This window comes from Deinococcus misasensis DSM 22328 (assembly GCF_000745915.1).
GTDB lineage: Bacteria > Deinococcota > Deinococci > Deinococcales > Deinococcaceae > Deinococcus_C > Deinococcus_C misasensis.
The window spans coordinates 40728-46892 of the sequence record NZ_JQKG01000034.1; the positions used below are offsets into that span (position 1 = coordinate 40728).

The 6165-nt window shown below is 53.4% G+C and carries 10 protein-coding genes; 1 reads left to right on the plus strand and 9 read right to left on the minus strand.

The features are described from left to right. Window positions 1–14 precede the first annotated feature (14 nt). Window positions 15–434 (plus strand): VOC family protein, encoded by a 420-nt coding sequence (locus Q371_RS17575; protein WP_034342708.1) that lies wholly within the window; start codon window positions 15–17, stop codon window positions 432–434. Between the two features lie 44 nt (window positions 435–478). Here the strand turns inward: Q371_RS17575 and Q371_RS27160 are convergent, their stop codons facing one another. The 9 genes from Q371_RS27160 to Q371_RS17620 form a co-directional block, all read right to left on the minus strand. Then, the gene (locus tag Q371_RS27160; protein WP_157442783.1) at window positions 479–1045 is read right to left on the minus strand and encodes a hypothetical protein; all 567 of its coding nucleotides are present in this window, start codon (window positions 1043–1045) and stop codon (window positions 479–481) included. Between the two features lie 969 nt (window positions 1046–2014). Beyond that, window positions 2015–2380, minus strand: coding sequence for a 50S ribosomal protein L7/L12 (rplL, locus tag Q371_RS17585; protein ID WP_034342711.1), 366 nt, complete (start codon window positions 2378–2380; stop codon window positions 2015–2017). Window positions 2381–2454: 74 nt separating this feature from the next. Continuing rightward, the gene (rplJ, locus tag Q371_RS17590) at window positions 2455–2949 is read right to left on the minus strand and encodes a 50S ribosomal protein L10 (protein ID WP_034342712.1); all 495 of its coding nucleotides are present in this window, start codon (window positions 2947–2949) and stop codon (window positions 2455–2457) included. 241 nt (window positions 2950–3190) lie between these two features. Continuing rightward, window positions 3191–3883 carry a 50S ribosomal protein L1 gene (gene rplA, locus Q371_RS17595; RefSeq protein ID WP_034342713.1) on the minus strand — a complete coding sequence of 231 codons (693 nt, stop codon included), beginning with the start codon at window positions 3881–3883 and terminating at the stop codon, window positions 3191–3193. Further along, on the minus strand, window positions 3876–4310 hold the full coding sequence (gene rplK / locus Q371_RS17600) for a 50S ribosomal protein L11 (RefSeq protein WP_034342715.1): 435 nt from the start codon (window positions 4308–4310) through the stop codon (window positions 3876–3878). The genes rplA and rplK overlap by 8 nt, the downstream gene beginning before the upstream one ends. A 57-nt stretch (window positions 4311–4367) precedes the next feature. Then, a complete protein-coding gene (nusG, locus tag Q371_RS17605; RefSeq protein WP_034342716.1) occupies window positions 4368–4940 on the minus strand; it encodes a transcription termination/antitermination protein NusG in 573 nt (190 codons plus the stop codon). Continuing rightward, window positions 4937–5119, minus strand: coding sequence for a preprotein translocase subunit SecE (gene secE / locus Q371_RS17610; protein ID WP_034342719.1), 183 nt, complete (start codon window positions 5117–5119; stop codon window positions 4937–4939). Before secE ends, nusG begins: the two co-directional genes overlap by 4 nt. Window positions 5120–5121: 2 nt before the next feature. Next, window positions 5122–5289 (minus strand): 50S ribosomal protein L33, encoded by a 168-nt coding sequence (gene rpmG, locus Q371_RS17615; protein WP_034342752.1) that lies wholly within the window; start codon window positions 5287–5289, stop codon window positions 5122–5124. Window positions 5290–5557: 268 nt separating this feature from the next. Further along, a partial coding sequence (locus Q371_RS17620; RefSeq protein ID WP_034341417.1) for an EF-Tu C-terminal domain-related protein occupies window positions 5558–6165 on the minus strand: 608 nt, incomplete at its 5' end.

Genomic DNA, 6165 nt, shown 5'->3' on the forward strand with positions numbered 1-6165 from the left:
ATCAGGAGGACACCATGATTTCAGGCATCAGTCACATCACCCGTTATGTTCAAGACGCAGAAGCTGCCCTCAAGTTTTACACCGAAGTGTTGGGTTTCCAGAAGTGTGCAGATGGAGAAGTGGGACCGGGCATGCGCTGGCTCACCGTGACCGCTCCAGAGCAAAAAGACCTTGAAGTCGTCCTCTTCGAACCCAGAGTGTGGTTCAGGAACCCTGAGGAGGCTGCTCGGGCAGAGGCCATCCTCTCCCAGCAACCTTCCCTGATTTTCAGAACCCGCGACATCGAGGCAGCTTTTGAAAAACTCAAAAGCGCTGGTGTTGAACTGCTCACCCCCGAGATCCGTGACCTTCCCTGGGGGCGGGATCTGGAAATTCGGGACATCACAGGCAGCGTGGTCTCTCTGGTGGAAGCCAAACCTGAATTTGCTTTTTGATCCGTTGCTGAACTTCCTCCGACCAGAACTCTGGTTGGAGGTTTTTATTTGAGCACCGCAGCCAACAGGTTGGGTTTGACGGTGAACAAGAGGTCTTCGGTCACCAGATCACCATCCGGGGTCCAGAAAAGGTTTTCCAGAGGTCCTTCTGATTTGAGGGTGTAAGGAAGCATTTTCTTGGTTTGCAGATCAAAAAAGAAGATTTTCTTGTTGACCTGGTGCTCAAAAGCCAGCACACGGTTGTTGGCCGAGAAAGCCGTTTGACCAATGTTTTTCATCAGAATTCGGAATCCGGTCAGGTTCTGGGTGTCCAGCAGCTCCATGTACCCTTTGGTGGTGGCTGTCACATACCTGTGATCGCTGGAAGCATTCAAGCTCATGTTCTCTGGATACTCTCTGGCCACCTTGACTTTCCCGGTTTGCAGGTCAAAAGCCATCAGCAGGTTTTTCAGAGGGATGGTTTTCCCATCAGAGGATTGCGTTTTCATTTTTTCGGCGTAAAACATGATCCCCTGAGCCGACCAAACATAAGATTCGCGCATACCGACTTTCGGGATCACCCTGATGGCTTGCAATGTGTTGGCATCAAAAATGTATGTGCCTGCTGCCATGATGCTGGGATTGGATCCCAAAATGAACTTTTTGTCTTTGCTCAAAGAAAGCTTTTGAAATGCGGCAAAAACCTGCTGAGAGGTTCTTTGAATTTGCAGATCTGGGTCCAGAACCACCAATTTTTGTGTGGAAATGGTTTCTTGTTTGGAGGCAATGATTCCAGTGGACTCAGAGTAAACGAAGGCGGAATAATAATTTTGATCCAAATTGACTTCATATTTTGGTTTTTCTGTCAAGCTGTTTGTGGCAAAAATTGAATTTCCATCGCTGAGGTAATACATTTTGTTGAATCTGTAAGCAGGTTGCTGAAAATAGTACTTCAAGTTGACTTTTTTAGAGTCAAGGTTTTTTTCCTGATTGTTGTTTGATTTGATGTTGACGATTTTGAAGTCTGGAATGGAGGTGTTCTGATCGTATTGTGCTTGAAACAGCACACGGGTGCCATTCGCTACTTTTTTCAACTGAACCACATATTTCAAACCCGAGCTGTGCCCGGCGACAAAATTCCAGCTGGAATCATTGCCTTTGTTGGACAGTAGGGAAAATTGAAAAGTGTTCAAATATGGATTCTCAAAATAACGCTGAATCCACTCTTGCCATTCAGACATTGGCATTTTGGATTCCATGCAAAACCCTGTGGTTTTGTCGGCAGAACAAGAAGTGCGCTCTGGATCATTTTTCAATCCAATCAAACCGGTGGTGGTTCTGTGTGCCAGATTCTCTTGAATGTTCTGAAGGGGCACTGCAAATGTGGTGCCCGAGGCCATACAGATCAGAGGGATCATCAACTTTGAAATTTTCATGACCATATTAAAGCACAAATCAAATGAACACCTTCAAGAGATGGTCAAAACGGAACACCCCCGAGATTCCTCGGGGGTGTTTGCACTCCGGTGTTCGAAGTTCCTCATGCAGCGTTGTGGCATTCTGAGGATCCAACCAATTTGCTCGGGTCACCGAGCAAAGGGTTATTTGACTTCGACTTTGGCGCCAGCAGCTTCCAGAGCAGCCTTGACTTTCTCGGCTTCTTCTTTGGAAACGGCTTCTTTGATGGCGCCACCTTTTTCGGTGAGGTCTTTGGCTTCTTTGAGGCCCAGACCAGTGATGGCACGCACTTCTTTGATGACGTTGATTTTGTTGGCGCCAGCGTCCACCAGCACAACGTCGAATTCGGTTTGCTCTTCTTTGACTTCAGCAGCAGCAGCTCCGCCACCGGAGACGGCAACAGCAGCAGTGACGCCCCACTTCTCTTTGAGGGTGTCGATCAGATCGGCGAGTTCGAGAATGGTGGCTTGTTCCAGCAATTCGATGACTTGGTCTTTGTTAAGAGCCATGATGGTTCCTCCAGGGAAATGTCGCTATGCGACAGAAAGAGTGCTTGGGGTGACAGACTGAACAGGGCCTGGGTTCAAGCAGACTGTTCGAGCTTCTCTTTGTAGGCTTCGAGGATGCCCACGAAATTGGACATGTGGCCAGCAAGCACGCCAACGAGTTGAGCGCGTTGATCTTGCAGGGTGCCCAGAGAAGCAATCTTGGTCACGGTGTTGGCGTCGATCTTGACGCCGTTGAGCAGACCGGCCTTGGCGGCAGGAATGCCTTTGTCGTTGCCTTTCGCGGTATCGGCGAGGACCTTGGCGGCTCCGGCGGGGTCCTTGTCAGCAAGAACCACAGCGCTGGGGCCGTGCAGGACGTCGGCGAAATCATGTCCGCCGTCTTTAAGTGCCAGACGCACGAGGGTGTTTTTGGCAACGATCAGTTGGCAGCCTTTTTCGCGCAGTTCTTTGCGCAGTTTGCCAATTTGACCGGCCGTGAGGCCCTGGTAGTCTACGACGTAGAGGGTTTCTACGCCACTTAAGGACTCGCGGAGCGCGGCGAGGCTGGTGATGTTACGGGGGTTCGCCACTGTTGTCTCCTTTACCACTCGGGGACAAGGGTGCTTTGCACCTTCAAAACTTCCGTGTGCAGGAGTGACCCACACACGGAAATCCGTTCTTGTCACTCGGCAGGATCTTTAAACCTTGGCAGGTCCCTGCTGTCTTCGTTGCCAGATTGTGAAGTGCAATTGCACCGGGGTGCCTTTTGGGCGGGAGTTTCCCCCTTAAAGAAGGGGGAAAGCCTCAAGCGGAGCAAGAGGCAGGGGGATCTTACTGCGCGCTGTAAGACAGAGCGATGGAAGGACCCATGGTGGTGGTCAGGTACACGCTCTTGATGTAAACGCCCTTGGCAGCGGCGGGTTTGGCGCCTTCCAGAGCAGAGAACAGGGCACGAGCGTTTTCAACCAGTTTCTCGGGGGAGAAATCAGCTTTGCCGATGGGAGCGTGCACCACACCGGTTTTGTCGTTGCGGAACTCGATGCGACCGGCTTTCAGTCCTTTGACCATGCCAGCCACATCCAGACCCACGGTACCACTCTTGGGGTTGGGCAGCAGACCACGTGGACCGAGGATGCGGGCCAGTTTCTTACCCACTTCAGCCATCACGTCAGGGGTGGCCACCAGAGCGTCGAAGTCCATGAATCCACCGGCGATGCGGTCGATCAGTTCTTCTGCACCGAAGACGTCGGCTCCAGCAGCTTCAGCTTCCTGAAGTTTTTCGCCCTTGGAGATCACGGCCACGCGCACAGAGCGACCGGTGCCGTGAGGCAGGGCCACAGTGCCACGCACGTTCTGGTCAGATTTGCGGGGGTCGATGCCCAGACGCAGGTGCACTTCAACGGTTTCGTTGAACTTGGCGCTGGCCAGTTCTTTCACCAGAGCAGTGGCTTCTTCGATGGTGTATTGCTTGTTGCGGTCCAGTTTGGAAACCAGAGCGTTGTAGCGTTTACCGTGCTTAGGCATTGGGGGCCCCCTCAATGGTGACGCCCATGCTGCGGGCAGTGCCCATCACGATTTTGGCGGCGGCTTCGAGGCTGCCAGCGTTCAGATCGGGCATTTTGGTTTCGGCGATTTTCAGCACCTGATCGTAGGTGAGTTTGCCGACTTTGGCTTTGTTGGGGGTGGCGCTTCCCTTGGCGATACCGGAAGCCTTGCGGATCAGGTAGCTCATGGGAGGGGTTTTGGTGATGAAGGTGAAGCTGCGGTCCGCGTAGATGGTGATTTCCACGGGGATGATGGCGTCGCCCTTGTCAGCGGTGGCAGCATTGAATTCTTTGCAGAATCCCATGATGTTGGCGCCGTGTTGACCGAGAGCGGGACCTACTGGTGGGGCAGGGGTTGCCTTACCAGCAGGAAGCTGAAGCTTCACAAATCCGGTGACTTTTTTCATTTTGTTCCTCCTTAGCTCCCCTCAGGCGGTGAACGCCTGTGGGTGAAACGCTAAGATTTAAGACTTTTGCACTTGTGCGAAGTCCAGCTCGACGGGGGTTTCACGTCCGAAGATCGAGACCAGCACTTTGACTTTGGCGCGCTCAAGGTTCACTTCTGCCACAACCCCAGTGAAATCACTGAAAGGTCCAGCAGTGACGCGAACCATGTCGCCTTCTTTGAAAGCCACTTTGGGTTTGGCTTTCTCCACCTTCTGTTTCTCCGCCACACCCACGCTTTGCAGCAGGCGCTCCACTTCCTCGGGGGAAAGGGGGACCGGACGGGTGGCTGTGCCCACGAAGCCCGTGACACCGGGGGTGCCGCGCACCACTTCCCATGACTCGCCCAGCTCGCCGGGGTTGTAAGGATCATCCACGTCCATTTGCACGAAGATGTATCCGGGGAAGAGTTTGCGTTTTACGGTTTCTTTTTTGCCGCCTTCTTTGATCTCAACGGCTTCTTCGGTGGGTTGGAGCACCTGAAAGATCATCTGCCCCCACATGCCATAAGCTTTGGCACGCTTTTGCAGGTTGTCTTCGACGCGGTCTTCTTGACCAACGTATGTATGAACGGCGTACCATTCGATGCTCATTTCAGCAAGGCTCCCAGACCAGTGTGGAAGAGACGGTCCATGCCCCAGATGATCAGGGTCATGAAAATCACGAAGATGAAGACCGTTTGGGTACCCTCAAGCACCTGGACACGCGTGGGCCAGTTCACTTTTTTCAGCTCTTCGCGAGCTTCCTGGAAGTACCGAACGATCCCTTGCATGATCAGATCTTCTTCTCTTTGAAGGCGACGTGTTTCTTGGCGACGGGATCGTATTTTTTGAGCTCAAGTTTGGCCTGGGTGTTGCGGCGGTTCTTGGTGGTGGTGTAGTAGAACCCGGTGCCGGCAGTGGACTCCAGTTTGATCTTGATGCGTGGACCTTCTTTGGCCATGGTGAATTTCTCCTTTCGTTTGCCCTCGGGCAAACTCCCAGTCCTGCACCGGATGGATGCAAGCCGTCTGGTCTCGGGTCTGCAAAGCAGACAACAGTCCCGATTATTTCATGGATTGGATGCAATTGCAAGCTCTGCAGGGCGGTCAGCCATCAGCGTTCAGCAGTCAGCAAAAAGCCAGCCTGAATGGGCGAATTTGGATCCGTCGCCAGAGAGAATAAATCAAAAAACCTCCCCGAGGGGAGGTTCAAACTTTTGAAGTTTTGGATTACTCGAGGACTTTGGAAACCACGCCGGCGCCGACGGTGCGGCCACCTTCGCGGATGGCGAAACGCAGACCTTCTTCCATGGCGATCGGTTTGATCAGGTCCACGGTCAGCTCGATGTTGTCACCGGGCATCACCATTTCCACGCCCTCGGGCAAGGAAATCACGCCGGTCACGTCGGTGGTGCGGAAGTAGAACTGGGGACGGTAACCACCGAAGAAAGCGCTGTGACGGCCACCTTCCTCTTTGGACAGGATGTACACGCTGCCCAGGAACTTGGTGTGGGGCTTGATGGAGCCGGGCTTGGCCAGCACTTGACCACGCTCGATGTCATCACGGGCCACACCACGCAGCAGCACGCCAACGTTGTCGCCTGCGATGCCCTGATCGAGCAGCTTGCGGTGCATTTCCACGCCGGTGACGGTGGTTTTCTTGGTGTCACGCAGACCCACGATTTCCACTTCGTCGCCCACTTTGCAGATTCCGCGCTCCACACGGCCGGTGGCCACAGTGCCACGACCAGTGATGGTGAACACGTCTTCCACGGGCATCAGGAAGGGTTTGTCCACGGCACGCTCGGGGGTGGGGATGTAGCTGTCGACGGCGTCGA

Bases quoted from the DNA above. Each gene is read 5' to 3' on its own strand.
- rplA (WP_034342713.1), bottom strand. From the start codon at position 3,883: ATGCCTAAGCACGGTAAACGCTACAACGCTCTGGTTTCCAAACTGGAC.
- rpmG (WP_034342752.1), bottom strand. From the start codon at position 5,289: ATGGCCAAAGAAGGTCCACGCATCAAGATCAAACTGGAGTCCACTGCC.
- Q371_RS17575 (WP_034342708.1), top strand. From the start codon at position 15: ATGATTTCAGGCATCAGTCACATCACCCGTTATGTTCAAGACGCAGAA.
- Q371_RS27160 (WP_157442783.1), bottom strand. From the start codon at position 1,045: ATGGCAGCAGGCACATACATTTTTGATGCCAACACATTGCAAGCCATC.
- rplL (WP_034342711.1), bottom strand. From the start codon at position 2,380: ATGGCTCTTAACAAAGACCAAGTCATCGAATTGCTGGAACAAGCCACC.
- nusG (WP_034342716.1), bottom strand. From the start codon at position 4,940: ATGAGCATCGAATGGTACGCCGTTCATACATACGTTGGTCAAGAAGAC.
- secE (WP_034342719.1), bottom strand. From the start codon at position 5,119: ATGCAAGGGATCGTTCGGTACTTCCAGGAAGCTCGCGAAGAGCTGAAA.
- rplK (WP_034342715.1), bottom strand. From the start codon at position 4,310: ATGAAAAAAGTCACCGGATTTGTGAAGCTTCAGCTTCCTGCTGGTAAG.